Raw genomic sequence first — 26,246 nt, 5'->3', positions numbered from 1 at the left:
GCGCCCGCCGAACATCTGTTCGGCACGAGACTCTACCCCGGCAGAGGTGGCCGCGCACCGGGAAACGCCTGTCAGCAGGCGGGAACGGGCCTCAGAAGTAGTCGAGCATGTACGGCTTGGCGGCGAAGGCCGCGTCAAGCGTCTCGTCGTATCGGTCATCTCCGGACATGAGCCCGCTGAGCCGGAGCGTGGCCGGCGGGATTCCGGCGTACAGGGCCGAGAAGCCGTTCACGCTGAGCGCAACGCTGGGCCACTCGACCGGCGCGACACCCGGCCCCTCGATCAGGGTGGCCGCGCCCGACCCGCCCCCGAACTCCAGCCGCCAGGTGCCCCCGCCCCGCAGCGGATCGTCCACGGTGACGACGGCATCGCCCAGGAGATGCTCCGGATAGCCCCTGCGCTCGACCGCCGCGGCGACGTCGAGCACCCTGAACATCCACCGGACCTGCGTGACCTGCTCCTTCGTCCGCTCGCGCAGCAACCACAGCACCGGGTCGTCGGGGGCCAGCGGCGCGACGACGTCGCGCGCGATCGAGGACGAGCTGCCCACCATCGACCACAGGGCCCTGGTCGTCTCGGCCGAGGCGGCGACGAGGTTGTCGACCAGCATGTTCTCGCCGCGCCACCGGTAGATGACGAAGCCGTCGTCGGCGAGGTAGAGGAAGTCGTCATCGTCGGCGAGCCAGTGGTTCCAGGTCTTCTCGTCCCAGGAGATGGGCCCGCTGGCGCGGGCGGCGGCGTGCGCGCGATGGAGGACGGAGATGACCTCGGCCGCGTCGCCCGGACCCATCCTGCGCAGCTTGACCTGCCCGGACGGCCGGATGTGGCGCAGCGACTCCGCCGGGATGGTCACGTTGTACTGGGCTCCGGCGTGCTCGTAGCCGATCGAGCGGTAGATGGCCGTGGTCGCCGGGTAGAGCGCCGAGACGGCGTCGCCGAGCGCCGCGCCACGGTCGATGACGGCTCGCATGATCTGCGTGCCGACCCCGCGGCCGCGGTCTTCGGGGTTGACGGTGACGCCCGCGATCCCGGCCATCGGCTGCGGCCTGCCGTGCCACCACTGGGTGAACTGGCGCAGCCGGGCGGCGGCGGCGAGCCTGGAGCCGTCGAAGGCGCCGAGGTAGCGGCCCTCGGCGAGGACCGGCGTGACGGCTGTCCGCCAGCTCTCCGCGTCAGCCGCGGACAGCAGGCCGAACGAACGTTTGCGCAGGTCGAGGACGTCGTCGAGGTCCTCGGGGGTCAAGTCACGAATCTCCACAGCCATCCAACCTACGCAGCGGGCGTACGCGACCGCGAGCCATTTGCCGGGCCGGCCGTCGTACCGGTGGTCGTGAGGGCGAGTTTGTCGAGGTAGAACACCTGCGCGGCCACGACGGCGACCAGCCCGAGCCCGACCACGAGCAGCGGCGTGGCCGCGCCGACGTCGGGCGCCGACGCGGTGAAGTCGCTGAGCTGGGCCACCTGCGCCACCGGGGCGGTGAACAGGTCGGGCTTCTGGGCGACCAGCAACGGCCAGAGCAGGTCCTGGGCGTTCATCAGCGTGACCGCTCCGGCGAGGACGCCCGCCATGGGGAGCGAGGGCAGGAACACGCCGCTGAAGAAGTCCTTGCCGGTGCGCTCGGCCAGGCCCTTGCACAGCAGTGTGAGCACCAGCAGGGCGGGGACGCTCACGAGGAGGGGCGGGAAGAGCGCGGCGAAGGTGTCGATCAGGCCCAGGCTGCGGATGTTCTGCCAGTTGGCGACGCCGAGCGGGCCCGTGCCGACGAACAGCCAGGGCGCGAACAGCAGCAGCAGCCACTCGCTCCCCCGGCCGAGCGGGCGCAGGCCGCCGATGCCGAGCGCGGCGAGGTAGGCGACGCCCACCGAGACCAGCGCGCCCGCGACGGCGGGCGGCCAGGTGTTGAGCTGCGCGCGCAGGCCGCCGGCTGAGGTGTCGGGCAGGGCCAGCAGGCCGTCGATCCACGGCCAGGCGCACAGGAGCGCCGCCGCCAGCACGACGACCAGCGCCGTCACCCCGACGGCCATCCCGACCGGCCCCGCCGGCCGCTCCACGGCGACACCAGGCGAGACCCCAGGCAAGACACCAGGTGAGACACCCTGCGAGGCACCAGGCGAGAACCCGTGCGAGCCACCGTGTGAGCCACCGGACGCGGCACCGGGAGGAGAACCCGGCGCGGGTCCCGCGAAGGGGTCCGCGGCGGACCCGGGCACAGGACCGGCGAAGGGGTCGTGAACGGGACCTGGCGAGCGCGCCGCGAAGGGATCCGCCGCATGACCGGGTGAACCGCCGGCGAAGGGCCCCGGGAACGGAGCCGCGCCGAAGCCAGGAGAGGAGTCCGGCGCGGGACCGCTGGCGGCGGCTCGCGGGACGAGGGTGATGCGCAGGCGCGCGGCCACGGCGATGATCGTGGCGACGACGCCGAGCACGCCGAGGATCACTCCCGTGAGGGCCGCGACGGCCGCGCCACGGCCGAAATCGGCCATTCTGAAGGCGAAGTGGTACTGCAGGCTCGCGAGCGTCTCTGTGGAGCGCTCAGGGCCGCCCTGGGTGAGCACCAGGCCCATGGCGAACGTCTGCAGCCCCACCGCCACGGTGGCGAGCGCGACGAGCCCGCCCACGGCGAACATCCCCGGCATGGGCCGGTCGCCGCGCAGCGCGGGCAGGAAAGCGATCACCGCCAGCGCGCAGACGACGCCGAACGTGGCCGCCGCGACGATCAGCCGGAGCGTTCCAGGCGCGGTCGCGGGCTCGCGCAGCCCTTCGGCCAGAGCGGCCAGGCCGGAGGTGCTGGGCGTCAGCCCGCGCATCCAGGCCGCCGCCACCCCCACCGGCGAGAATGTGACGATGGCCAGCGACAACGTGATCCGCCCGGCCCGCCTGGGCCAGGTGCCCGCCCGGTCCAGCGCCAGGGCCAGCAGCGGCGCCACCACGACGGCCACCAGCAGCGGCACCAGGGTCAGCGAGAGCGTGAACCACAGGGCCCGCCAGAAGGCGGTGTCCCCCAGCAGTTTGGTGTAGTTGGCGGTCCCCACGTAGCTGATCTCCCGCAGGACGCCGCCGCTCTGGAAGCTGAGCCAGATCGTCTGGCCCGTCGGCAGCACCAGGGAGATGAGAGCGCCGAGCAGCGCTGGTACGGCCAGCAGCCAGCCGAGTGCGGGCGGTGGCGCCTGAGGAGGGGTGGGGGAAGTCACGTCGCCCGACCCTACGCTGCCACCGGGCCGCCGCGCACGTCAGGTGACCCACCGTACGGAGAAAGCGCCCCGGCACGCGGGCAGAAAGCACCCGGGTACGCGACACGTCACAGGCGAGGACCCGGCGGGAGCGGTGCGCCCGCCGGGAGCCGGATCAGTCGAGCGCCGCCAGCACGTCGTCGGAGACGTCGAAGTTGGCGTAGACATTCTGCACGTCGTCGCTGTCCTCCAGCGCGTCGATGAGGCGGAAGACCTTCTTGGCGCCGTCCTCGTCGAGCTGCACGCTCATCGTCGGCAGGAAGCTCGACTCGGCCGAGTCGTAGTCGATCCCGGCGTCCTGGAGCGCCTTGCGCACCGGCACCAGGTCACCGGCCTCGGAGACGACCTCGAACGACTCGCCCAGGTCGTTGACCTCCTCGGCGCCCGCGTCGAGCACGGCCATCAGCACGGTGTCCTCGTCGAGCCCCTCCTTGGGCACGAGCACGACGCCCTTGCGGTTGAACATGTAGGACACCGAACCCGGATCGGCCAGCGAGCCGCCGTTGCGGGTCAGCGCGACGCGCACCTCGGAGGCGGCGCGGTTGCGGTTGTCGGTGAGGCACTCGATGAGCACCGCGACGCCGCCGGGCGCGTAGCCCTCGTAGGTGATGGTCTGCCAGTCGGCGCCGCCGGCCTCCAGGCCGCCGCCGCGCTTGCGGGCCCGCTCGATGTTGTCGTTGGGCACGGAGTTCTTCTTCGCCTTGAAGATGGCGTCGAAGAGGGTCGGGTTGGCGTCCGGGTCAGGGCCACCGGTCCGGGCCGCCACCTCGATGTTCTTGATGAGCTTCGCGAACAGCTTGCCGCGCTTGGCGTCGAGCGCGGCCTTCTTGTGCTTCGTCGTCGCCCATTTGGAGTGGCCGGACATTACCTAGAGCTCCCTCAGCATGTCTACGAAGTAACGGTGCACGCGCGTGTCCCCGGTCAGCTCGGGGTGGAACGACGTCGCGAGCAACGGCCCTTGGCGGACCGCGACGATCCTATCCCCAGGCTCGCACCTGCCCAGCACTTCGACATCCCCGCCGACGGATTCGACCCACGGCGCGCGGATGAACACGGCGTGCACGCGGTCGCCCGCGAAGTCCAGATCGGACTCGAACGAGTCGACCTGGCGGCCGAAGGCGTTGCGCCTGACCACCATGTCGATGCCGCCGATGGTCTGCTGCCCGGCCGCGCCGTCCTCGATCCGGTCGGCCAGCATGATCATGCCGGCGCAGGAGCCGTAGGCGGGCATGCCCTCCTTGATGCGCATCCGCAGCGGCTGGAGCATGTCGAAGGTCTCGGCGAGCTTCCACATCGTGGTGGACTCCCCGCCGGGGATGACCAGGCCGTCGACCGCGTCCAGCTCGGCGGGCCTGCGCACGGCGGCAGCCGACGCGCCCGCCTCCTGAAGCATGCGCACATGCTCGCGCACGTCTCCCTGGAGAGCGAGTACACCGATCGTGGGCACAGTCGATCCTTCCGTCCGGTTGCGGGTTCAGACAATTCAACACCAGGAAGGCCCGGGATCTTCCTACAGGGCCACCTTGATGTAGACGGGCTTGTGGTCGGAGAGCGTCACGCCGCGCTCCACGTGGCAGCGCCGCACGGTGCCCTTGGGCGCGAACAGGTAGTCGAGCTTCCTGCCCTCGCGGGTCCAGCCGCCGGTGCGCCGGGGGCCGCGCTGGTCGCATTCCTGGTACGCCCGGTAGGCCGGGGCGACTGCGCGGCGGCCGGCGGCGCTTCCGTAGCCGCTGTCGGGAGGGGCCACGTTGAGGTCGCCGCCGACGATCGTCCGGTGGCCGGGCTTGGCCGCGATCTCCAGGAGCCTGGCGATCTGCCTGGTCCGGTAGGGGGCGCCGGGCTGGCGGTCGTCGTAGCCGTTGCCCGAGGAAAGGTGGGTGCCGCAGGCGTGGACCTTCCTGGCGGGGATGGTCACGCAGACGGCGGCGCGGCCGACGTACCAGGGCGGGGCGGGCAGCGGGTGGATCTCGAACGTGGCCGTGTCGCCGGCCACGGCCACCGCGATGCTCTGCGCGCCGCGCGGGCGGCCGAGTCGGTCGGGATGACACGCGTACGGCTTGCCGTCCGCGCCGGTCAGGCCCCAGGAGCCGACGCTCCAGCTCCGGCCGGTACGACGTTCCAGCCAGAGCTCGAGTGTGCCGGTCGCGCCCGTGCAGAACTCCTGCAGGAAGATCACATCGGGCTTGACGGGCCGGCTGAGCGCGTACCTGCCGATGTTCTCCGCCAGCTCCAGCGGGCCCGCGCGGTAGAAGCGGCAGCCGGAGTTGGTGCCGGTGCACACGTTCCACGTCATCACCGACAGCTCCTGAGCGGACGGGGCCACGAGGAACCCCGCGAGGAGCAGCAGCACGTGTCCGATCATGGCCGGCAATCCAACCATATGGCGGGTCAGCGCGCGGGCGCCTCCGCGACGCCATGGACAGTGTGGTCCGCGTGGTCCGCGTCCACGCGGGACAGGGTGCGCAGGTGGTGGCGCCTGGTGTACAGGACGGCCATGCCGGCGACGCAGCAGGCCGCGCCCAGCGCGTACGGCACGGCGACGCCGATCTCCTCGCCGAGCTTGGTGGCGATGAACGGGGCCAGCGCGCCGCCCATCCAGCGCACGAAGTTGTATCCGGCGGAGGCGACGGGCCTGGGCGCGTCGGAGACCTCCATGGCCGACTCGGTGAAGACCGTGCTGTTCAGGCCGATGGGGAGGCCGGACAGCACGGTGCACACGATGATCCCCGCGTGGACCCCTGCGTACGCCGAGAGCGCGATGCCGAGCTGCAGCACGGCGAGCACGGCCAGGGACAGGTGCAGCACGTTCACCGAGCCGAGCCTGCGCTGCAGCGGCGGCGCGCCGAAGACGGAGGCCAGCGCCACGCACACGCCCCAGCCGAAGAAGACGGCGCCGATGCCGTAGGGGGACATGCCGAGGATGAACGGGGTGAAGGCCAGGATCGTGAAGAACGCGAAGTTGTAGAACAGCGCGGTGAAGGCCGTGGTGGACAGGCCGCCGTGGGCGAGCGCCCTGATCGGGGCGCTGAGGCTGGTCTTGACGGCCGGCTTCGGCGTGGCTCTGAGCAGCGTGACGATCAGGACGAGCCCGGCGGCCATGAGGGTGGCGGTGCCGAAGAAGGGCGCCCGCCAGTTCCAGTCGCCGAGCAGCGCGCCGGCCAGCGGGCCCGCGGAGATGCCGAGGCCGAGCGCGGCCTCGTACAGGATGATGGCCGACTCGGCGCCGCCGCTGGCCGCGCCGACGATGACGGCCAGCGCGGTGGCCACGAACAGCGCGTTGCCGAGACCCCAGCCGGCGCGGAAGCCGACGAGCTCGCCGACGCTGGTGGAGGTGCCGGCCAGCGCGGCGAACACGATCACGAGCGCCAGCCCCGCCAGCAGCGTGCGCTTGCCGCCGATGCGGCTGGAGACCCAGCCGGTGATCAGCATGGCCACGGCCGTCACCAGGAAATAGCTGGTGAACAGCAGCGACACCTGGCTCGGCGTCGCGTTCAGCCCTTGCGCGATGGACGGGAGGATGGGATCGACCAGCCCGATGCCCATGAAGGCCACGACCGCGGCGAACGCGGTGGCCCAGACGGACATGGGCTGGCGAAGGATTCCGCCGCCGGTGTGCATGATGCTCCTTTGCTTACGAGCGGCCGAGCTTCGCCAGAACGGGCAGCGCGGCCGCGAGTGTGGCGCGCTCGTCCTCGGTGAGCGCGGCCAGTTCCCTGGTGAGGTGGGCGACCCTGGCCCGGCGGACGACGAGCAGCCTGTCGCGGCCCTCGCCGGTGAGCTCGACGCTCCTGACGCGGGCGTCGGCGGGGTCGGAGCCGCGCGCCACCAGGCCCGCGTCCTCGAGCCGGTTGATCTGGACGGTCATCGTGGGCAGCTGCACCCCGTGCTCCTCCGCCAGCGCGGTCATGCGGCGCGGGCCGTGTTCGAGCGAGCCGAGCACGCCGTACTGCTGGCTGGTGACGGGCTGTCCTGCGACGGTGCGCCGCAGCAGGAACACCAGGTGGCGCAGCACGGATGAGACCTGTTCTGCCAGGTGGGTGGGGTCGTCCCTCATACTTAGCCCAACTAACTTAGCCTGGCTAATATTCCGGGAGAAAAAAGGCCGGACCCAAGCCGGGTCCGGCCTCGGAAGCGGCGGCTACGGGCGCTCGGTCTCCAGGCGCACCGTCTCCTCCACCGTCATCTCCTGCTGGGAGCGCATCGCCGCGTCCAGCGGCCTCAGGTACGTCTGCTGCACGCCGGGCACCCGGTCCTCCACCACGAACGTGGCCCGCGTGTAGACCTCCGCCCCCGGCGCCTGCACCCGCGGCACCACCTTGAAGTCGGCCGTGAGCTGGTCACGCTCGATCTTCGTCAGCACGTAGCCGCGCTGGTTGTTGTAGAACTTCAGGTGCGGGTTGATCGACAGGAACGGATGCGTGGCCGGGTCGGAGTCGGCCCCGTCGCCGCCGGTGGAGATCGAGGTCGCCACCAGCTCCGAGCCCACCGACGGCCCCGTCGGGTCGTCGTAGTCGAGCTTGAGGTCGCTGGCCCAGTGCGCGTGCACGTCGCCGGTCAGCACCACGGGGTTGCGGACCCCGGCGTCCACCCAGCCCTGGGTGATCCGCTGACGCGAGGCCACGTAGCCGTCCCAGGAGTCCTGCGAGGTGATCTTGGCGGGCCCGGCGTTGTTGTCGCGCTGGGCGAAGAACACCTGCTGGCCGAGGATGTCCCACTGCGCCCGCGAGTGGTGGAAGCCGTCCAGCAGCCAGGACTCCTGCTCCCCGCCCGTGATCGAGCGGGCCGGGTCCACGGCGGCCGGGCAGTCGCGGTAGCCGTCGCCGCAGCCCTGGTCGTCGCGGTACTGGCGGGTGTCGAGCATGTGGAACGTGGCCATCCTGCCCCACCGGATGCGCCGGTAGAGCTGCATGTCGATGCCGCGCGGGATGGAGGTGCGGCGCAGCGGCATGTTCTCGTAGTAGGCGCGGAAGGCGGCCTCGCGCCTGCTGAGGAAGTTCGGCTGGGGCACCTCGGGCTTCTCGGGCACCTCGTCGGCCCAGTTGTTGTCCAGCTCGTGGTCGTCCCACACGACCAGCCACGGCGCGGCGGCGTGCGCGGCCTGGAGGTCGGGGTCGGCCTTGTACTGGGCGTGGCGCTGGCGGTAGCCGGCCAGCGTCTCGGTCTCGGGGCCCTCGTGGTCGCGGACGTTGCCGCCGGGGATGGTGTAGGTGTCCTTGGTGTACTCGTACTGGTAGTCGCCCAGGTGCAGGATCAGGTCGGGGCTCTCCTCCGCCAGCCTGCGGTAGGAGGTGAAGTAGCCGTGCTCGTACTGGGCGCACGAGACGAACGCCATGGCCAGCGCGCCTCCGTACGAGAGCGGGTGCGGCGCGGTGCGGGCGCGGCCGACCGGCGAGACGTACGGGCCCACGCGGAAGCGGTACCAGTACTCGCGGTCGGAGCCGAGGCGGTCCACCTCGACGTGGACGCTGTGCCCCCATTCCGGCGACGCCACGCTCACGCCCGAGCGCACCACGCGGCGGCAGCGCTCGTCGGCGTACACCTGCCAGAGCACCGGGAACGGCCGCTGCGGCATGCCGCCGAACCCGTCCTCGGCCATCGGCTGCTGGGCCAGCCTGGTCCAGAGCACGAAGCCCTCGTGGTCGGGGTCGCCCGAGGCGACGCCGAGCGTGAACGGGTCGGTGCGCAGCCCGCGCGAGGCCAGGCTCTGCGCGGTCTCGGCACCGGGATCGGGATCGGCGTGGGCGGCCGTGGCCGGGATCGCTGCGGCGGCACCGGCAGCTAACCCCGTGACGAGAAAGTGCCTGCGGTTCAGCTTGGACACGTGTGACTCCTGGGACGATCAAGGGTGCGGGTCGCCCCGTAGCCTGACTGAGAATCATGACTATTCGGTGAACACCACACAACACGAAAAAGGCGACATCCTTCGCGGATGTCGCCTTCTCCGGCAAATTTCGCCGTCACATGATGGCGCCCCCGCCAGGCGGGGATGGCTCGCCCCCGCCTGCCGGATGTGATCGTCTCACGCCGGCAAGCCGGTGACCTGCAACGACGCGCCGGTTACCAGCCGCGCTCGGCCAGCCGGTGCGGCTGCGGGATCTCATCGACGTTGATGCCGACCATGGCCTCGCCCAGGCCGCGCGAAACCTTGGCGATGACGTCGGGGTCGTCGTAGAACGTCGTGGCCTTGACGATCGCCGCGGCCCGCTTGGCCGGGTCGCCGGACTTGAAGATGCCCGAGCCCACGAACACGCCCTCGGCGCCGAGCTGCATCATCATCGCGGCGTCGGCCGGGGTGGCGATGCCGCCCGCGGTGAACAGCACGACGGGCAGCTTGCCGGTCTTGGCGACCTCGGCGACCAGCTCGTAGGGGGCCTGCAGCTCCTTGGCGGCGACGTACAGCTCGTCCTCGGGCAGCGAGGCGAGCCGCTTGAGCTCGGCCCGGATCGTGCGCATGTGGGTGACGGCGTTGGAGACGTCGCCGGTGCCCGCCTCGCCCTTGGAGCGGATCATGGCCGCGCCCTCGGTGATGCGGCGCAGCGCCTCGCCCAGGTTGGTGGCCCCGCACACGAACGGCACGGTGAACTGCCACTTGTCGATGTGGTTGGCGTAGTCGGCCGGGGTGAGCACCTCCGACTCGTCCACGTAGTCGACGCCCAGGGACTGCAGCACCTTGGCCTCGACGAAGTGGCCGATGCGGGCCTTGGCCATCACGGGGATCGACACGCCGGCGATGATGCCGTCGATCATGTCGGGGTCGCTCATCCTGGACACGCCGCCCTGGGCGCGGATGTCGGCGGGAACCCGCTCGAGCGCCATGACGGCGACCGCGCCGGCGTCTTCAGCGATCTTGGCCTGGTCCGGCGTGACGACGTCCATGATGACGCCGCCCTTGAGCATCTCGGCCATGCCGCGCTTGACGCGCGCGGTTCCGGTGACGGGGGTGCTTTCTGGCGTGCTGCTGGACACGGTCATCCTCACGGGCTCTCACGGCGGTCGGTAAGTTATCAAGCCCATCGTAGGTCCTGGAGGACCCCTCCCCCGACATGCCAAGATGTCAGGATTCGCCCCCAAGACTCGACAAAGTGGAGCTACGGGATGACGGGCTTGCGGCTGGCGAGCGCGACCCAGACCTGGCCGGGCGCGAAGTTCATCGGCTCGCCGCTCTCTGTGGTGAACGTCGTACCGCCGTCCTCGGATTCCCGTTCCCAGTTCGCCTTGAAGGCTTTACCGTCGCGCAGCACGATCGCCTTGCCCTTGCCGGTGGTGTGCACGAGCGGGGTGTAGCTCTGGTTCTTGTCGTGGAACTCCGAGCGTTCGGTCTTGGTGTACTGGATGACGACCGTGGGCGCGCCGAGCTGGCCGCCCTCCGCGGCCATGTCCTTCTTGCCGTCCTGCCAGATCAGCCACTGCTCCTTGTCCGCCGACCAGGCGAAGGTGAAGCGGGCCGCGGGCCACTTGACGGTGTACGACTTCTTGTCCACCCCGCCCTCGGCCGGAGCCTCGCCGAAGGTGAAGCCCACGTCCTTGGCCTTGCTCGCCTTGGGCGCCTTGGCCAGGAGCTGCTTGGTGTTGGCGAACAGGTTGTAGGGGGCGAAGCGGCCGGGCTGGCGGAAGTACGCGCCCGGGTTGCGCGTGTCGCCGACGTCGAACAGCGACGCCTCGGCGATGAACGGCAGCATCTTCGTCTGCGCGCCCGAATAGGAGAAGGCCGGCTTGCCGAACTGCGGCGCGATGTGCAGGTCGGAGATGCGGGCGCTGCGGACGGGGCCCACCTTGGCGGGCAGTTTGGAGGAGAAGACGGCCATGAGCCGGGTCAGACCGGCCTCGACCTGCTCGACGTAGACGATGTCCGCGCTCTTCAGCCCGAGCTGCGGCTTGCCTGCCGCGGTGTTCTCGATCTTCACGGCGAGCACCGGCTTGAGCGCGTCGTACGGCTTCCCGGTGAATGGATGCCCCTTGACCTCCACCGGCTCCTCGGTCGGGGCCGTGGTCGACGCCTGCGGCGCCTGGCCCGCGGCCGGCTCCTCCGAGGAACAGGCCGTGACGGGCAGCAGCACGGCCGCACCCGCCAGCCAGATCGTGATCGTCCGGGGTAGCCGCACCTGTAACACTCCTCGCTTCAGCCCGTAAAACGGGATGAAGCTTACTGGCTTCCCCAAATTAGGTCATTCAGTTGCCATGGTCGCAGGCGGATTGTCATCAATCTCGAAGAATTGCGGGTATTCGGTGTGCCCGGCCAGGCGCAGCGTCCTGGCGAGCCAGCGGCGCTGAGCCGTACGCGTGACCCCCACGGCGTTGTTGTAGAAGCGGCGCGAGTAGACCACCTTGGTCACCGCCGAGTCGAGCTCGTCCAGCAGGTCGCGCCCGCCCGGCGGCTCGGACAGCTTCTCCCTGAACCGCTCCTGGTCCACGGCCGCGCGCAGGGCCCGCGACAGGTCGCTCTCGGCGTGCTCGCGCTCCTCCGGCCCCGCCATCCTGGCCTCGTGCGCGGCGGCGGCCAGCACCAGCGACGTGGCCGGGTCGAGCAGACGCGACCCGGCCAGCTCCAGGACCACCGCCCTGCGCAGCATCAGCGCCGCGTCCAGCGACTCGCTGGCCAGCTCAAGCCTGATGTGCAGGCGGTCGAGCCGGCCCGCGCGCCAGGAGATGTAGACGGCCGTGAGCACCACGACGATGCCCACGATCAGCACGATCATGGTGGATGTCATGTCAGAGGTCCTCTTCGACCCTTCCTGCGCCGCTCGTGGTGACGGTCTCGTAGACGCGCACCACGTCGCGCGCGACCGTGGACCAGTCGTACTTCCTGACCGCCACCAGCGCCTCGGCGGCCAGCTTGGACCTTCGCTCCGGCGCGTCCAGCAGCGCGCCCGCCTCGCGCGCCAGCGAGGCGGGGTCGCCGTTGGCGAACAGCGCGCCCGCCTGGCCGTCGCCCAGCACCTTGCGGAAGGCGGGGATGTCGCTGGCCAGCACCGTGGCCCCCGACGCCATGGCCTCGGCCAGCACGATGCCGAAGCTCTCCCCCCGCGTGTTGGGCGCGCAGAACACGTCGACCGAGTGGTACGCGCGGATCTTGTCGGCCTCGCTCACCATGCCCAGCACCGTCACGCGGTCGCGCAGCCCCTTCGGCACCCGTTCGAAGACGTCCTTCTCGTCGCCGGGCCCGGCGAGCAGCAGCTTCAGCTCCGGGCGCTCGGCCGCGAGGATCTCGAACGCGTCGAGCAGGATCGGCAGGCCCTTGCGCTCCTCGTCCATCCGGCCGAGGAAGCCGAGCGTGGCGCCGTCGGGCCCCCACCCGTCCAGCGGCTCGGCCTCGGTGTAGCGGGAGACGGTCACGCCGTTGGGGATCAGCACCGTGTCACCGCCGAACTGCTCCACCAGGCTCTTGCGCGCCGCGTCGGAGACCGCGATGCGGCCGCTCAGCTTCTCCAGCGCGCTGCGCAGCAGCGGCTCGGCCACCGCGATGGCCCGCGAGCGCGAGAACGACGCGTGGAACGTCGCCACGATCGGCCCCTTGGCCGCCCAGCAGGCCAGCACGCCCAGGCTCGGGATCAGCGGCTCGTGGATGTGCAGCACGTCGAAGCCGCCCGTACGGACCCACCGCCGCACCCTGGCCGCCGACAGGAACCCGAACGACATCCTGGCCACGGACCCGTTGTACGGCACGGGTATCGCCCGGCCCGCGCCCGTCACATAGGGGGGCAGCTCGTCGTCGTCGGCCGCCGGGGCGATCACGGACACGTCGTGCCCCTGCGCGATCAGCGCCTGGGCCAGGTCGTCGATGTGCTGTTTGACCCCGCCGGGCATGTCCCACGAATAGGGGCAGACGATCCCGACCCTCATCGATCGAGGTCTTCCAGCCAGAGCCGCTGCATCATGTGCCAGTCCTCCGGGTGCTCGGAGATGCCCTTCTCGAACACGTCGGCCAGCCCCTGCGCGACGGCGGCGACCTTCTCCTGCCTGGTGCCCTCGGCCGGGACGGGGACCTCCTCGTGGATGTGGATGCCCCAGTCGGACCCGTGGAAGTAGACGACGGCCGGCAGCAGCGCCGCGCCCGTCTGCACGGCCAGCAGCGGCGGGCCCGCGGGCACCTTGGTGGTCGCGCCGAAGAAGCGCACCTCGATGCCGCTCTTGGTCAGGTCGCGCTCGGCCGGCAGGCACACCACGCCGCCCTTGCGCACCCGCGTGGCCAGGGTGCCGAAGTTGTGCCCGTCGCCGCCGGTCAGCGGCAGCACCTCCATGCCCAGGCCCTCGCGGAACTGCACGTAGCGGCGGAACAGCGACTCGGGCTTGAGCCGCTCGGCCACGGTCGTGAACGGGTGGCCGACGCCCACCAGCCACGCCCCCGCCTGGTCCCAGTTGCCCATGTGCGGCAGCGCCAGCACCACGCCCCGGCCGGCCGCCACGTTGTCGTGCACGTGCTCGGCCCCGATGACGTGGGTGCGGCGCACGACCTCCTCGGTGGGCATGGACGGCAGCCGGAAGATTTCGTGGAAGTAACGGAAGTAGGAGCGCATGCCGGCCCTGCTGAGCTCGCGCATCTCGCGGCTGCCCGCGTCGATGCCGGTCACCCTGGCCAGGTTGGACTCCAGCCGGCGCACGGACTTGCCGCGCCTGCTCCAGACCCGGTCGGCCAGGAGGCGGAAGACCGCGGCCGTCGGGCGCTCGGGCAGCAGCGGCACGAGCTTCCAGCCGGCCGCGAACCCCGCGGCCACCGCGCGATCGCTGATGGACGCCTTCTCGCTCATCTCTCCCTCGTCTGCTGGTAAACGTGGACCACCCGCTGCCCCACCGTGATCACGCTGGCCGCCGCGAGCAGCCACATCCCCGCGGGCAGCACGTAGGGGACGCCGAGCCCGGAGAAGAAGGTCGCGACCAGCGCCACCACCAGCCGCTCAGGCCGCTCGGCCAGCCCCACGTCGGCCGTCAGCCCGAGCCCCTCGGCCCTGGCCTTGGCATAGGAGACCAGAGCGCCCGCGATCAGGCAGAGCAGCGTGACCCCGGCCATCAGCGTGTCGTCTCTGGAGATGAAATACAAGATCAGGCCGGCGAAGATGGCCGAGTCGGCCACCCGGTCCAGCGTCGAGTCGAGGAAGGCGCCCCACGTGCTGCCGGCGCTGCCGCCGAGCCTGGCCACCACGCCGTCGAGCAGATCGAACAGCACGAAGACGGTGATCACGAGAGCGCCCCAGGTGAGCTGTCCCAAGGGGAAGAAGAGCAGGGCGGACACGACGGTGCCGAGGGTGCCGATCGCCGTGACGGCGTCGGGGCCGATCCCGCGGCCGACGAGCAGCCTGCCCAGCGGGGTGAGTATCCGGGTCATGGCCGGGCGCAGGAGTTTGAGCATCGCCGTCCGATCGTAGGCCATCTCGCGGCTGACAACTTTCTTTGCCCCGCCCCCCTTGTGATATCCGCCACAGGGGTATTTGGTGAACACACCGCGTCCATGCGGTTCCACACACCCTCCGCTCGGGCGCGGTCGTTGGAAATACACCGACGACGCAGGAGGCGATGTGGCGGAAAGAAATACGGGCGGTGCCGTAGGAGCCGCGGGCAGGGCACCAATGGCCGACAGGGCGGATGCGATACGCAATGTCGTGCTGGTCGGCCACTCAGGAGCGGGTAAGACGACTCTCGTCGAACAGCTGCTGGCCGCCACGGGCACCATCCAGCGCGTGGGACGCGTGGAGGACGGCAACACCGTCAGCGACTTCGACGAGGTGGAGGTCCGGCAGCAACGGTCGGTCAACCTCGCCGTGGCGCCGCTGGTGCACAACGACATCAAGATCAACCTTCTGGACACCCCCGGTTACGCCGACTTCGTGGGCGATCTCCGGGCAGGGCTGCGGGCCGCCGACGCGGCGCTGTTCGTGGTCTCGGCCGCGGACGGGATCGACGGGCTCACCCAGATACTGTGGGAGGAGTGCTCGCAGGTCGGCATGCCGCGCGCGGTGGTGATCACCAAGATCGACCACCAGCGGGCCGACTTCGACGAGGTGCTCGCCACCTGCCAGGACATCTTCGGCGACGGCGTCGCCCCCCTCTATCTCCCGGTGATCACCAACGGTCACGTCAACGGGCTGATCGGGCTGCTGTCGCAGAAGTTCTACAACTACGCCACGGGCTCGCGCACCGAGAAGGAGCCCGGCGCGGAGTACGAGACCCAGATCGAGGAGCACCGCGGCGTACTGATCGAGGGGATCATCCAGGAGAGCGAAGACGAATCGCTCATGGAGCGCTACCTCGAAGGCGAGCCCATCGACACCAAGGTCCTGGTCGACGACCTGGAGAAGGCCGTCGCCCGCGGCAGCTTCTACCCGGTGCTGTGCAGCGGGCTCGGCGTCGGCGCGCAGGAGCTGCTGGAGCTCATGACGCAGGGCTTCCCCTCGCCGCTCGAACACCCGATGCCCGAGATCACCGACCTGTCCGGCAAGCCGGTCAAGGGCATCACCTGCGATCCCGACGGCCCGCTCGTGGCGGAGATCGTCAAGACCACCAGCGACCCGTACGTGGGCCGCATCAGCCTCGTACGCGTCTTCTCCGGCTCGTTGCGCCCCGACATGACCGTCCACGTGTCCGGGCACGGCCTGGCCGAGCGCGGGCACGAGGACCACGACCTCGACGAGCGGATCGGCACCCTGACCTGTCCGCTGGGCAAGCAGCAGCGCGGCACGGCCAAGGGCACCGCGGGAGACATCCTGGCGGTGGCCAAGCTGTCGCGGGCCGAGACCGGCGACACGCTGTCCGACGTCGAGCATCCGCTGCTGATGACCTCCTGGGACATGCCCGATCCGCTGCTGCCCGTGGCGATCAGGGCCAAGTCGAAGGCCGACGAGGACAAGCTGTCACAGGCGCTCGGCCGCCTGGTGGCGGAGGATCCGACCCTGCGGCTGGAGAACAACGCCGAGACCAGGCAGCTCGTCCTGTGGTGCATGGGCGAGGCGCATACCGACGTGCTGCTCGACCGCCTGTCCAAACGCCACGGCGTCGAGGTCGAGCGGGTCGAGCTGCGGGTGCCGCTGCGTGAGACGTTCGGCGGCAAATGCCAGGCGATGGGCCGCAACGTCAAGCAGACCGGCGGTCACGGCCAGTTCGCGATCTGCCATCTAGAGGTCGAGCCCCTGCCCTCCGGCGGGGGTTTCGAGTTCGTGGACAAGATCGTGGGCGGCGTGGTGCCCCGCCAGTTCATCCCGTCGGTGGAGAAGGGCGTGCGGGCCCAGATGGAGCGGGGCGTCGTCGCCGGCTATCCGATGGTGGACGTGCGCGTCACCCTGTACGACGGCAAGGCCCACTCGGTCGACTCCTCCGACATGGCCTTCCAGATCGCCGGGCAGCTCGCGCTCAAGGAGGCGGCGGGCAAGGTCTCGACGCTGCTGCTGGAGCCGGTGGACGAGCTGTCGGTGCTGGTGGCCGACGACTACGTGGGCTCGGTGATGTCCGACCTGTCCTCGCGGCGCGGGCGGGTGCTCGGCACCGAGCCCGTCGGCACCGGGCGCACGCTGGTCAAGGCGGAGGTTCCGGAGCTGGAGATCACGCGGTACGCCATCGATCTGCGGTCCATGTCGCACGGCACCGGGACGTTCCAGCGGACGTTCCTGCGTTATGAGCCGCTGCCCCCCAATTTGGCCACCAAAGTGGCGGCCACGGAATGAAAAGCGGATAGGCAGAGCGCCGGGAGGGATTTGTTCCCTCCCGGCACACCTATCACAATTATCACAAAAGAGTCACGAGTTTATTTCTTTCTTTAGACCCGAGCACGCCAGAGCAACTGCCACACTGGTTCGTACTATGCGAACTGGACGCCCACTCCTAGCCGCCGCCGCCCTCGCAGCCGTCGCCACCGGCGCCGCCTACATGTTCGGCCCCGGAGCCGGAGAGAGCCCTGCGGCGAGCGTGAAGAAGACGCCCCTTGCGGCACCCGCCGCCGCACCCTGCAAGGCAGACGCCCGCTATCCGAAGCGGGAGCTGCGCGGGGTGTGGATCGCCACCACCCAGAACATCGACTGGCCCTCCAAGGCCGGCCTCGGCGCCGACCGGCAGAAGGCCGAGTTCGTCAAGATCCTCGACAGCGCCGCCAAACGCAACATGAACGCGGTGTTCGTCCAGGTCCGGCCCGCTTCCGACGCCATCTACAAGTCCTCGCTGGAGCCCTGGTCGCAATACCTGACCGGCACGGCGGGCAAGGACCCGGGCTGGGACCCGCTGCCGTTCCTCATCGAGGAGTCGCACAAGCGCGGCATGGAGTTCCATGCCTGGTTCAACCCGTACCGGGCCTCCTACGGCGACAGCACCGCCAAGCTGCCCGCGACGCATCCCGCGCGCCAGCACCCCGACTGGACGATCAAGTTCGGCGGCCGCCTCTACTACAACCCCGGCCTGCCGGCCGTCCGCGAGCACGTGACCAAGGTCATCACCGACGTGGTGGACCGTTACGACATCGACGGCGTGCACTTCGACGACTACTTCTACCCCTATCCGGTGGCCGGGGCGAAGTTCGACGACACCGCGGCCTTCAAGAAGTACGCCGAGGGCAAGAAGCTCGCCGAGTGGCGCCGCGACAACGTCAACACGCTGATCGCCGAGGTCGACAAGGCCGTTCACGGGGCCAGGCCGCACGTCAAGTTCGGCATCAGCCCGTTCGGCATCTGGCGCAACAAGGCGCAGGACCCGACGGGCTCCAGCACGGCCGGGATGTCCGCGTACGACTCGATCTACGCCGACGCGCGCGCCTGGATCAAGGCGGGCACCGTCGACTACGTGCTGCCGCAGCTCTACTGGCCGCGCGGCTTCAAGGTCGCCGACTACACCACGCTGGCCCGCTGGTGGGCCGACGAGGTCAAGGGCAGCGGCGTCCACCTGTACATCGGGCAGGGCCTCTACCGGGTCGGCGCCAAGGACGACAAGGCCTGGACCAAGCCGGGCGAGCTGGCCGCCCAGGTGGGCGTCAACCGCCAGTTCAAGCCGATCAAGGGCGAGGTCTACTTCAGCGCCAAGCAGCTGCTGACCAACCCGCTGGGCGCGATCGACCGCGTCGCCAAGACCTACTACGCCCGTCCCGCGCTGCTGCCGATCATCAAGAAGCTCGGCGGCGAGGCTCCTTCCGCGCCGGCCGGTCTCAAGGCCGGCGGCACCACGCTGTCGTGGAAGCCCGCCGACCGGGCTCGGGCGTACGCCGTCTACCAGGTGCCGCAGCAGGGCAAGGACTGCCACACCACCGACGCCCGCAACCTGGTGGCGATCGTGACCAGCCCGACCTACACGGCGAAGGCGGCGGGGACCTACCTCGTCACCTCGCTCGACCGCCTGCAGCACGAGAGCGACGCGGTCAAGGTCAAGACCGGCTGACCGCTTCCCTACCGACGGGGGCCGTCCACGTGCGGACGGCCCTCGGTCGGACCTGTGATGGTCCACGTGCGGGCCAGCCCGGCCGGACCTGCGACGGTCAGCGTGCGGACGAGCCTGTGCCGGACGAGCCTGTGCTGGATGGGCCTGTGCCGGTCGAGTCGGCGGCGGTGAGGGTGAGGCTGGCGGGCAGGGCTCCGACGGCCTCGCGGAAGCGGGCGGCGAGCTCCTCGCGGGTCTTCGCCGCCTCCGGGTCGGCCGCCCAGCCGTTCAGCGCGTAGCGGAAGGCCGCCACCAGCATGTCCACCATCAGGCGGGGACGCGGGTCGCGTCCCCGCAGCTCACCGTCCAGCCACGGGCGCATGATGTCCATGGCCACCTGCGTCGTGCGCTCGCAGAAGTGCAGGCTGTGGGCGTTCATGGACGCGGTCTCCTCCGACAGCCGGTAGCTGAGCAGCGCCCGGCCCGCCCAGTCGTCGTCCGCCAGGCCGTCCAGCGTCGCCAGGAGCGCGTCACGGGCCACCTCCAGCGCCGGGCGCCCGCCGGGCTCGGCCGCCGCCAGCTCCACCAGGAAGCCCCGCCACATGTCCTCCAGCGGGGCCATGGCGACCTCTTCCTTGCTGGCGAAGGTGCGGAAGAAGGTCCGCTTGGACACCTCCACCGCCTCGCACAGCTCGTCAAGGGTGACACCGGCGAACCCCCGGGCGGTGAACTGCTCCAGAGCGGTGTCGATCAGCGCCTGACGAGTCCGTTGCTTCTTGCGTTCGCGCAGCGTCACGAGACGGAAGTGTAGCAAGAGGGGCGATTGCCACTTGCACGCTTATGCCACTCGGTGGCATAAATGACACGTCACCGCTGTCCCGCTTCGAGAGGCGAATGCTCATGCGTGCCCTCCTTGTCGATCACTCCACCCCTTCCGGCCTGCGGCTCGGCGAGACCGCCGGCCCGGTGCCCGCCCCGCACCAGGCCCTGGTCAGGGTGAGTGCCGTCTCGCTCAACTTCGGCGAGGTCAAGCACGCCATCCCGCAGGTCCCTGACGGCACCGTGCTGGGCTGGGACGCGGCGGGCGTGATCGAACGCCCGGCGGCCGACGGCTCCGGCCCACCGGCCGGGACGCCCGTGGTCACGGCCGGCCTCGACGGCGCCTGGGCCGAGCTGCGGGCCGTGGACACCGGGGCGCTCGGCATCGCGCCCGCCGGCGCCGACCCGGGCGCGCTCAGCACCGTCCCGGTCGCGGGCGCCAGCGCGCTGCGCGCCCTGCGCAGGATCGGCGACCTGCTCGGCAAGCGGATCCTCGTCACCGGCGCCACCGGCGGCGTCGGCAGGTACGCCGTGCAGCTCGCCCGGCTCGGCGGCGCGCACGTCGTGGCCTCCACCGGGGATCCGCAGGCGCACGGCGACGGGCTGCGCGCGCTGGGCGCCCACGAGGTCGTCGCGGGGCCGGAGCTGCTCGGCTCGCCGGTGGACGGGGTGGTGGACTGCGTGGGCGGGCGGCAGCTGGTGGAGTCGTTCGGCAGGCTCGCGCCCGGCGGCACGCTGGTGGCCGTCGGGCACGCCACGGACGAGCCCGAGAGCTTCCCGTCCGGGGCCTTCTACGGCAACGAGGGGCGGCACGAGCGATCGATCGTGACCTTCTACCTGCTGGACGGCGTGCCACTCGGAGCGGACCTGACCTGGCTGGCCGGCCGGGTGGCCGCAGGCGTCCTCGACCCGCAGATCACCTGGCGGGGCGGCTGGGACAAGGCCGGCGAGGCCGTCAGCGCACTGCTGGAGCGCCGCCTCCACGGCAAGGCCGTCCTGGACCTCTGACCGGCCCGGCCTGCCCGGCAACCGGCCTGAGCGGTCTTTCTGGCCGGGCGGCGCGGGTGGCCAGGGTGCGGTCGGTTCAGGTGCGGTGCTGGGTCCAGGCTTGGGTGAGGGCGGTTACGGCCTGGTCGAGCAGCTCCGGGCGGAGGGCGAAGCTGAGGCGCAGGCGGTCGCGGTGGCGGCCGTCGGGCGAGAAGAGGGAGCCGGGCGCGACCGCGACCCCGTGCTCCCGCGCCACGGCGGCGAACCGGTCCGTGTCCGTGCCGGGGAGGCGGGCCCAGATCGAGAGGCCGCCCTGCGGGAGGGTCCAGGTCCATTCGGGCAGGCGGGCGGCGAGCGCGGCGGTGAAGTGGTCCCGCCGGCGGACGAGCTCGGCCCGCCAGGGGTCCACGGGGTTGCGTTCGAGCAGCTCGGCCGCGAGCCGCTGGGAGACCGCGCTCGTCGCCAGGTCGGCGTCCACCTTGGTCTCGACCAGCCTGGCCAGCATCGGCTCCGGCGCCGCGAGCCATCCCACGCGCAGGCCGCCCCACAGCACCTTGGACAGCGATCCCACCGTCACCGTCCCGTACGGATGCCACCGCGCCAGCGGCTCGGGCACCGGCGTGCCGTCGTACACCAGGGCCGCCAGCGTCCTGTCCTCGATGACCGGCACGTCGGCGGCCTTGGCGAGCTCGGCGACGTGCTGGAGGCCGGGCACCGAGCCGGTGGGATTGTCCACGCTGACCACGTAGACGGCGGCCGGGCGGTGGCGGGCGATCGCCTCCGTCACGGCCTCGGGCGAGGTCAGGTCGAGCGCCACCACGTGCGCCCCGGCCCGGCGGAAGACGCTGAGCGCTCCCCCGTACGACGGATCGCCCACCAGGATCCGGTCACCGGGCCGCAGCAGCACGCGGGCGGCCAGGTCGATGCCCTGCTGCGCCCCCGCCGTGATCAGCACCTCCCCCGCCCCGATCCCCGCGCCCGGCGCGTTCTCCTGCAGGAGGGCTCGTAGTCGGGGGTCGCCCATTGCGTCGTAGCCGTGTCCGCTGGGCGCGCGCATGAGGTCGGCGGGGTCGAGCGCCGGCAGCACGAGGTGGGAGGGGTCGGGCACGACCGAGGTGGACAGGTCGGCCAGCACCGCCCCCGCCTGGAGCAGCCCGCCGAACGAAGGGGTGCCGAGCACGTACGTGCCGCTGCCGTGGCGGCGCTCGCACAACCCCTCCTCGCACAGCGTGTTGAACGCCGCCGCCACCGTCCCCCTGCTGACGCCGACCGCCTGGGCCAGGTCCCGTTCAGAAGGCAGGCGGGTGCCGGGCGTGATCGTGCCCGTCTGGGCCAGATCCGCCAGCGCGCCCGCCAGCCTGCGGCTCGGCGTTCCCTGGTGCAGCCGCAGGCGGTCGCGGACGAGCGTGACGAGGTTGTCTTCCCTTCCCATGCCACCATTATCCCGATAATGTGCCACTTATTACCGAATTGGCCTAAGAAATCCGGGCCAGATTGCGCCAAAGGAGAAGCCGGTGGAGGAAGCCGCGTACATCTGGATGGACGGGAGCCTGGTGCCCTGGGGCGAGGCCAAGGTGCACGTGCTGTCGCACGCCCTGCACTACGGCACAGCCGTCCTGGAGGGCACCAGGGCGTTCGAGACGCCGGAGGGGCCGGCCGTGTTCCGGCTCGACGAGCACCTGGAACGGCTGCGCCTCAGCGCCAGGATCATCGGGCTGCCGCTTCCGTACACACTGGACGAGCTGCGCGCGGCCACCCTGGAGACGGTCGCCGCGAACGGACAGCCGTCCTGCTACATCCGGCATCTCGCGCACCGCGGCTACGGCGAGATGGGCATCGCGGCGCGCGCCTGCCCGACGGTGGTCTCCATCGCGTCCTGGAGCTGGGGCGCGCTGCTCGGCACCGGTGTGCGGCTGATGACCAGCTCCTGGCGGCGCAACGACCACACGGTGGTCCCGACCGCGGCCAAGGCGACCGGCCCGTACCTGAACTCGGTCATGGCCAAGGCCGAGGCGCTCGACGCCGGGTACGACGAGGCGGTGCTGCTGAACGCCGCCGGATTCGTCAGCGAGTGCACGGGGGCGAACCTGTTCGTCGTCCGCGACGGCGAGCTGGCCACGCCGCCGAAGAGCGCGGGGGCACTCGACGGGATCACCCAGGACACCGTCGAGCGGCTGGCCGTCGACCTGGGGCTGCGGGTGGTCAGGCGAGACCTGCTGCGTACGGATCTGTACGCCGCCGACGAGGCGTTCCTGTGCGGGACGGCGGCCGGGGTCGTCCCCGTCAGCTCGGTCGACCGGCGCGAGCTCGGCGGCCGGGGACCGGTCACCGGCAAGCTCGCCGACGCCTACGACACCGCGGTCCACGGCCGCGACCCCCGCTACCGCCACTGGCTCACCCCGGTCACCGCCTGAGCGGACCCGCCCGCCCCGGTCACCGCCTGAGCGGACCCGCCCGCCCCGGCCCCGGCGGCACGTGAGGAGACGGGCTCGATGGCCGCGAAGCGCGCTCCCGGCGTGCCCGGCGCGTGAGAAGGTAGTCGGGTCCGGTGGCGCCGGAAGACGACCTTGCTCCGCCGTGCCACGGAACTCATCGATCGCAGGAGGTTCCCGGGTGAGGCGCACGGTTGTCGCGCTGGCCGTGCTGGTCGGTCAGGTGCTGCTCGGTCACGCAATGCTCGCCGGTCCCGCACGCGCCGAGGACGGCGCCGGGCGGGTGGCCCTCATCGGCGTGTCCGGCCTGCACTGGAACGACCTGACCCCGTCCGACACCCCCAACCTGTGGGAGCTGGCCGGGTCGAGCGCCATCGGCTCGCTGTCGGTCCGTACGGTCGGCAGTGTGACCTGCCCCTACGACGGCTGGCTGACGGTGTCGGCGGGCACCAGGTCGGCGGCCGGCTACCGCTGCGGCGCGCCCCCCGCGCCCGAGGCGCAGGGCGCGGGCGCGGTCATCCCCGACTACCGCTACCTCATCGACGTGGCCGGGCAGCGCAACGCCGGCACGCTGGGCGAAGCGCTCAAGGCGGCCGGCCAGTGCTCGATCGCGATCGGTCCGGGCGCCGCGCTGGGGCTGGCCGACCGGCAGGGCGCGGTGCAGCGCTACCACGACTCGCCGCTGCAGGTCAGGACGGACGACCTCGGGCAGTGCCGCGTGATCGCCATGGACGTGGACGACCTCATCCGCCCCTACCTGACCAGCGGCCAGCTGCCCAAGGTGCCCGACCAGCTCGGCCCCGCCGAACGCCGCGAGGCGCTGCGCCTGGCCGACGCCAAGGCGGGCGCGCTGCTGGCGGTCCTGCCCGCCGACACGACGGTGCTGCTGGCGGGCCTGTCCGACCACGGCTCCGTACCGCACCTGCGGGTGGCCGCGCTCCGCGAGCCCGCGGGTTCCAGTGTTCAGGGCCGGGCGCTCGGCGCGGCCTCCACCCACCGCGAGGACATCTCGATCGTTCCCGACCTGACCGCCACCGTGCTGACCAGGCTCGGTGTGGCGGTGCCGAGCACCGTGGTGGGCGGGCCGATGCAGGTGGGCGAGCAGGGCGCGACGTTCGACCAGCTGCGCAGGGCGGATGCGACCGCGCAGGCGATCCGCTCGGTGAAGGGCATCTACTTCACGGTCGTGGCGGTGCTGCAGGTCGTGTTCTACCTGGCGGCGTTCCTGCTGCTGCGCCGCCGCAAGGGCCTTTCCCTGGTACGCCTGTCCGCCGTCGCCCTGGCCGCCCTGCCGGTCTCCAGCTACCTGGTCAACCTGCTGCCGTGGTCGAGCCTGCCGCACCTGATCGGCGGGGTGCTCAGCTGGGCGGCGCTCCTCACGGCGGCCTCGTTCGCGGGGCCGTGGCGGAACCGGCCGCTGGGCCCGCTCGCCGTGGTCGCGGGAGTGACCGCGCTGACGCTGGCCGGCGACCTGCTCACCGGTACGACCCTGCAGCTCAACAGCGTCATGGGCTACAGCGCGGACGTCGGCGCCCGCTACTACGGGCTCGGGAACATCCCGTTCGCGCTCCTCGCGACCGGCACGCTGCTGGCCACGACGGTCATCGCGCACCGCTGGCCGGGCAAGGTGGGGCTGGCCGCGATCGTGCTGCTGGGCGCGTTCGCGATGGTGCTGGGCGGGTCCGGGATGGGCAGCGACTTCGGCGGCGTCATCGCCTTCGTGCCGGGCATCGCGGTGACCGCGCTGATCGTCGCGGGCAAGCGGGTCTCGCTGGTGAAGCTGGGCGCGTTCTGCGTGGCCGGTGGGGTGATCGTGATGGCGTTCGCCTGGATCAACTACCTGCGGCCGCCCGACCAGCAGTCGCACCTGGGCAGGTTCGTGGGGCAGGTGCTCACCGGGGAGGCGTTCGACGTCATCCTGCGCAAGCTGCAGGCCATGCTCGCCACCCTGCTCAGCCCCAACCTCATGCCCATCGTGATCGCCGCCGTGGCGTTCCTCGTCTACGCCATCCTGCGGCCGGAGCAGGCCTCCGCCGGGGTGGTGCCGGCGGCGTTCGAGCACTCCCCCGCGCTGCGGGCGGGCCTGATCGGCACGCTCGTCAGCGGCGTGGTCGGGATGCTCGTCAACGACTCCGGCGCCGCGGTGCTGTCGATGGCCCTGGCCCTGGCCGTGCCGCTGCTGCTGGCCACCGGCATCGGCGCGCTGGCGCGCGAGGGCGAGTCAGCCCCAGGCGTCGGCGAGCAGCTGGCGGGTGTCACGAAGTAGCTGCGGCAGGACCTTGGTCTGGGCGACGACCGGCATGAAGTTGGTGTCGCCGCCCCACCGGGGCACCACGTGCTGGTGCAGGTGCGCGGCGATGCCCGCGCCCGCGACGTGGCCGAGGTTCATGCCGACGTTGAAGCCCTGCGCGCCGCTGGCCTTGCGCAGCGCGCGCAGCGACTTCTGGGTGAACGCCCCCAGCTCCGCCACCTCGGCGTCCGACAGCTCGTCGTAGTCGGAGACGTGCCGGTAGGGCACCACCATGAGGTGGCCGGAATTGTAGGGATAGAGGTTGAGCACCGCGTAGACGCTCTCCCCTCTGGCGACGATCAGGCCGTCCTCGTCGCTCATCGTGGGGATCACGTCGAACGGGCACCCGTCGCCGGCTTCCGTGCCCGTCGGCTTGTTCTCGCCCTTGATGTAGGCCATGCGATGCGGGGTCCACAGACGCTGGAAGTTGTCGGGGGCCCCGGCCCCTGCCTGATCGTGCATAACTAGCAGCATAGGACCACGGACAAACGACGGCCTCTTCCGGCACAATCCTGAGCACCGCCTACAGGAGGCCGAGATGAGTGACGCTTTAGCCGAGCACCCCATCCCTTCAGCAGAGCACCCAGATCCGACCGCCTCTCCGGACTCGGTCACCGCCCCCGCCGAGGTCCCGCCGCCGTACTCGGAGCCGCACTCCGGCGGCGCCGTCGTGAAGGGGCGCATCAAGGTCGCCGACGAGGTGGTGGAGAAGGTCGCCGCCCTGGCGGCGCTCGAAGTGTCCGGCGTCGCCGACATGGGCGGCGACCTGGCCAGGGCGTTCGAGTCCGTACGCGACCGCATCGGCATCGGCTCGCGGCGCGGCAATCAGGGCGTCAGCGCGCAGATCCAGGACCGCCAGGTGGCGGTGAGCGTGACGATCGTGGTCGAGTACGGGCACGTCGTGATGGAGGTCGCCTCCGAGGTCAAGATGAACGTGGCCAGGAGCGTCAGCCGGATGCTCGGCCTGCGCGTCATGGAGGTCAACGTGACCGTCGACGACGTACGCCTGCCCGGCGAGGGCCGTCCGTCGCCCCCGGAGTCGCCCGACGACGACCCGCCCTACTCCGTCTGACCCGCCTCCCCCGCCCGGCCGCACCGAGCGCGGCCGGGCGGGGCAGGGCGGGAGCCGGACCGGGCAGCGGGGCTCAGGCGGCGCGGTCAGGTGA

The 26,246-nt window shown here is 71.2% G+C and carries 23 protein-coding genes; 6 read left to right on the top strand and 17 right to left on the bottom strand.

What is annotated here, in order from left to right:
- Positions 1-91: 91 nt before the first annotated feature.
- From ABEA43_RS24530 to pgsA, 14 genes are all read right to left on the bottom strand, one after another.
- Positions 92-1,264 (bottom strand): GNAT family N-acetyltransferase, encoded by a 1,173-nt coding sequence (locus tag ABEA43_RS24530; protein WP_345565203.1) that lies wholly within the window; start codon positions 1,262-1,264, stop codon positions 92-94.
- A 5-nt stretch (positions 1,265-1,269) separates the two neighbouring features.
- Positions 1,270-3,192, bottom strand: coding sequence for a hypothetical protein (locus ABEA43_RS24525; protein WP_345565201.1), 1,923 nt, complete (start codon positions 3,190-3,192; stop codon positions 1,270-1,272).
- 154 nt (positions 3,193-3,346) lie between these two features.
- The gene (locus ABEA43_RS24520) at positions 3,347-4,096 is read right to left on the bottom strand and encodes a YebC/PmpR family DNA-binding transcriptional regulator (protein ID WP_345565199.1); all 750 of its coding nucleotides are present in this window, start codon (positions 4,094-4,096) and stop codon (positions 3,347-3,349) included.
- Between the two features lie 3 nt (positions 4,097-4,099).
- Positions 4,100-4,678, bottom strand: a complete 579-nt coding sequence (gene pdxT / locus ABEA43_RS24515; protein ID WP_345565198.1) for a pyridoxal 5'-phosphate synthase glutaminase subunit PdxT — start codon at positions 4,676-4,678, stop codon at positions 4,100-4,102.
- Between the two features lie 63 nt (positions 4,679-4,741).
- On the bottom strand, positions 4,742-5,593 hold the full coding sequence (locus tag ABEA43_RS24510; protein WP_345565196.1) for an endonuclease/exonuclease/phosphatase family protein: 852 nt from the start codon (positions 5,591-5,593) through the stop codon (positions 4,742-4,744).
- Between the two features lie 26 nt (positions 5,594-5,619).
- Positions 5,620-6,849 (bottom strand): MFS transporter, encoded by a 1,230-nt coding sequence (locus ABEA43_RS24505; protein ID WP_345565194.1) that lies wholly within the window; start codon positions 6,847-6,849, stop codon positions 5,620-5,622.
- Positions 6,850-6,862: 13 nt separating this feature from the next.
- Positions 6,863-7,285: a MarR family winged helix-turn-helix transcriptional regulator gene (locus ABEA43_RS24500; RefSeq protein ID WP_345565192.1), complete on the bottom strand. Its 423-nt coding sequence runs from the start codon at positions 7,283-7,285 to the stop codon at positions 6,863-6,865.
- An 84-nt stretch (positions 7,286-7,369) separates the two neighbouring features.
- Positions 7,370-9,052: an alkaline phosphatase D family protein gene (locus tag ABEA43_RS24495; RefSeq protein WP_345565190.1), complete on the bottom strand. Its 1,683-nt coding sequence runs from the start codon at positions 9,050-9,052 to the stop codon at positions 7,370-7,372.
- 236 nt (positions 9,053-9,288) lie between these two features.
- Positions 9,289-10,203, bottom strand: coding sequence for a pyridoxal 5'-phosphate synthase lyase subunit PdxS (gene pdxS / locus ABEA43_RS24490; protein WP_345565391.1), 915 nt, complete (start codon positions 10,201-10,203; stop codon positions 9,289-9,291).
- A 116-nt stretch (positions 10,204-10,319) separates the two neighbouring features.
- A complete protein-coding gene (locus tag ABEA43_RS24485; RefSeq protein ID WP_345565189.1) occupies positions 10,320-11,333 on the bottom strand; it encodes a DUF3048 domain-containing protein in 1,014 nt (337 codons plus the stop codon).
- 63 nt (positions 11,334-11,396) lie between these two features.
- Positions 11,397-11,939, bottom strand: a complete 543-nt coding sequence (locus ABEA43_RS24480) for a LemA family protein (RefSeq protein WP_345565187.1) — start codon at positions 11,937-11,939, stop codon at positions 11,397-11,399.
- Position 11,940: 1 nt separating this feature from the next.
- On the bottom strand, positions 11,941-13,071 hold the full coding sequence (locus ABEA43_RS24475; protein ID WP_345565185.1) for a glycosyltransferase family 4 protein: 1,131 nt from the start codon (positions 13,069-13,071) through the stop codon (positions 11,941-11,943).
- Positions 13,068-13,976 carry a phosphatidylinositol mannoside acyltransferase gene (locus ABEA43_RS24470; protein ID WP_345565183.1) on the bottom strand — a complete coding sequence of 303 codons (909 nt, stop codon included), beginning with the start codon at positions 13,974-13,976 and terminating at the stop codon, positions 13,068-13,070. Before ABEA43_RS24470 ends, ABEA43_RS24475 begins: the two co-directional genes overlap by 4 nt.
- Positions 13,973-14,575 (bottom strand): phosphatidylinositol phosphate synthase, encoded by a 603-nt coding sequence (gene pgsA, locus ABEA43_RS24465; RefSeq protein ID WP_345565181.1) that lies wholly within the window; start codon positions 14,573-14,575, stop codon positions 13,973-13,975. The genes ABEA43_RS24470 and pgsA overlap by 4 nt, the downstream gene beginning before the upstream one ends.
- A 217-nt stretch (positions 14,576-14,792) precedes the next feature.
- Here pgsA and ABEA43_RS24460 point away from each other — a divergent pair, with 217 nt between their 5' ends.
- Both ABEA43_RS24460 and ABEA43_RS24455 read left to right on the top strand, forming a co-directional pair.
- Positions 14,793-16,880, top strand: a complete 2,088-nt coding sequence (locus tag ABEA43_RS24460; protein WP_345565179.1) for an elongation factor G-like protein EF-G2 — start codon at positions 14,793-14,795, stop codon at positions 16,878-16,880.
- Positions 16,881-17,016: 136 nt separating this feature from the next.
- A complete protein-coding gene (locus ABEA43_RS24455) occupies positions 17,017-18,573 on the top strand; it encodes a glycoside hydrolase family 10-like protein (protein WP_345565178.1) in 1,557 nt (518 codons plus the stop codon).
- A 97-nt stretch (positions 18,574-18,670) separates the two neighbouring features.
- Here ABEA43_RS24455 and ABEA43_RS24450 read toward each other — a convergent pair whose 3' ends face one another.
- The gene (locus ABEA43_RS24450; RefSeq protein WP_345565176.1) at positions 18,671-19,348 is read right to left on the bottom strand and encodes a TetR/AcrR family transcriptional regulator; all 678 of its coding nucleotides are present in this window, start codon (positions 19,346-19,348) and stop codon (positions 18,671-18,673) included.
- Between the two features lie 104 nt (positions 19,349-19,452).
- On the opposite strand from ABEA43_RS24450, the gene ABEA43_RS24445 reads away from it, so the two are divergent.
- On the top strand, positions 19,453-20,379 hold the full coding sequence (locus ABEA43_RS24445; protein WP_345565174.1) for a zinc-binding dehydrogenase: 927 nt from the start codon (positions 19,453-19,455) through the stop codon (positions 20,377-20,379).
- Positions 20,380-20,455: 76 nt separating this feature from the next.
- On the opposite strand, the gene ABEA43_RS24440 is transcribed toward ABEA43_RS24445, so the two are convergent.
- Positions 20,456-21,790, bottom strand: coding sequence for an aminotransferase-like domain-containing protein (locus ABEA43_RS24440; RefSeq protein WP_345565173.1), 1,335 nt, complete (start codon positions 21,788-21,790; stop codon positions 20,456-20,458).
- Positions 21,791-21,872: 82 nt separating this feature from the next.
- Here ABEA43_RS24440 and ABEA43_RS24435 point away from each other — a divergent pair, with 82 nt between their 5' ends.
- Positions 21,873-22,772, top strand: coding sequence for a branched-chain amino acid transaminase (locus tag ABEA43_RS24435; protein ID WP_345565171.1), 900 nt, complete (start codon positions 21,873-21,875; stop codon positions 22,770-22,772).
- A 199-nt stretch (positions 22,773-22,971) separates the two neighbouring features.
- A complete protein-coding gene (locus ABEA43_RS24430; protein ID WP_345565170.1) occupies positions 22,972-25,056 on the top strand; it encodes a hypothetical protein in 2,085 nt (694 codons plus the stop codon).
- Here the strand turns inward: ABEA43_RS24430 and ABEA43_RS24425 are convergent.
- Positions 25,012-25,542, bottom strand: a complete 531-nt coding sequence (locus ABEA43_RS24425; protein WP_345565169.1) for an HIT family protein — start codon at positions 25,540-25,542, stop codon at positions 25,012-25,014. The two genes, ABEA43_RS24430 and ABEA43_RS24425, sit on opposite strands and share 45 nt — an antisense overlap.
- 76 nt (positions 25,543-25,618) lie before the next feature.
- On the opposite strand from ABEA43_RS24425, the gene ABEA43_RS24420 reads away from it, so the two are divergent.
- On the top strand, positions 25,619-26,152 hold the full coding sequence (locus ABEA43_RS24420; RefSeq protein WP_345565167.1) for an Asp23/Gls24 family envelope stress response protein: 534 nt from the start codon (positions 25,619-25,621) through the stop codon (positions 26,150-26,152).
- Positions 26,153-26,246 lie beyond the last annotated feature (94 nt).

The sequence above is a fragment of the Nonomuraea rosea genome, from assembly GCF_039539705.1.
GTDB lineage: Bacteria > Actinomycetota > Actinomycetes > Streptosporangiales > Streptosporangiaceae > Nonomuraea > Nonomuraea rosea.
Note: the sequence above shows the minus strand (reverse complement) of the source record. Positions and strands in the feature narration are given on the sequence as shown.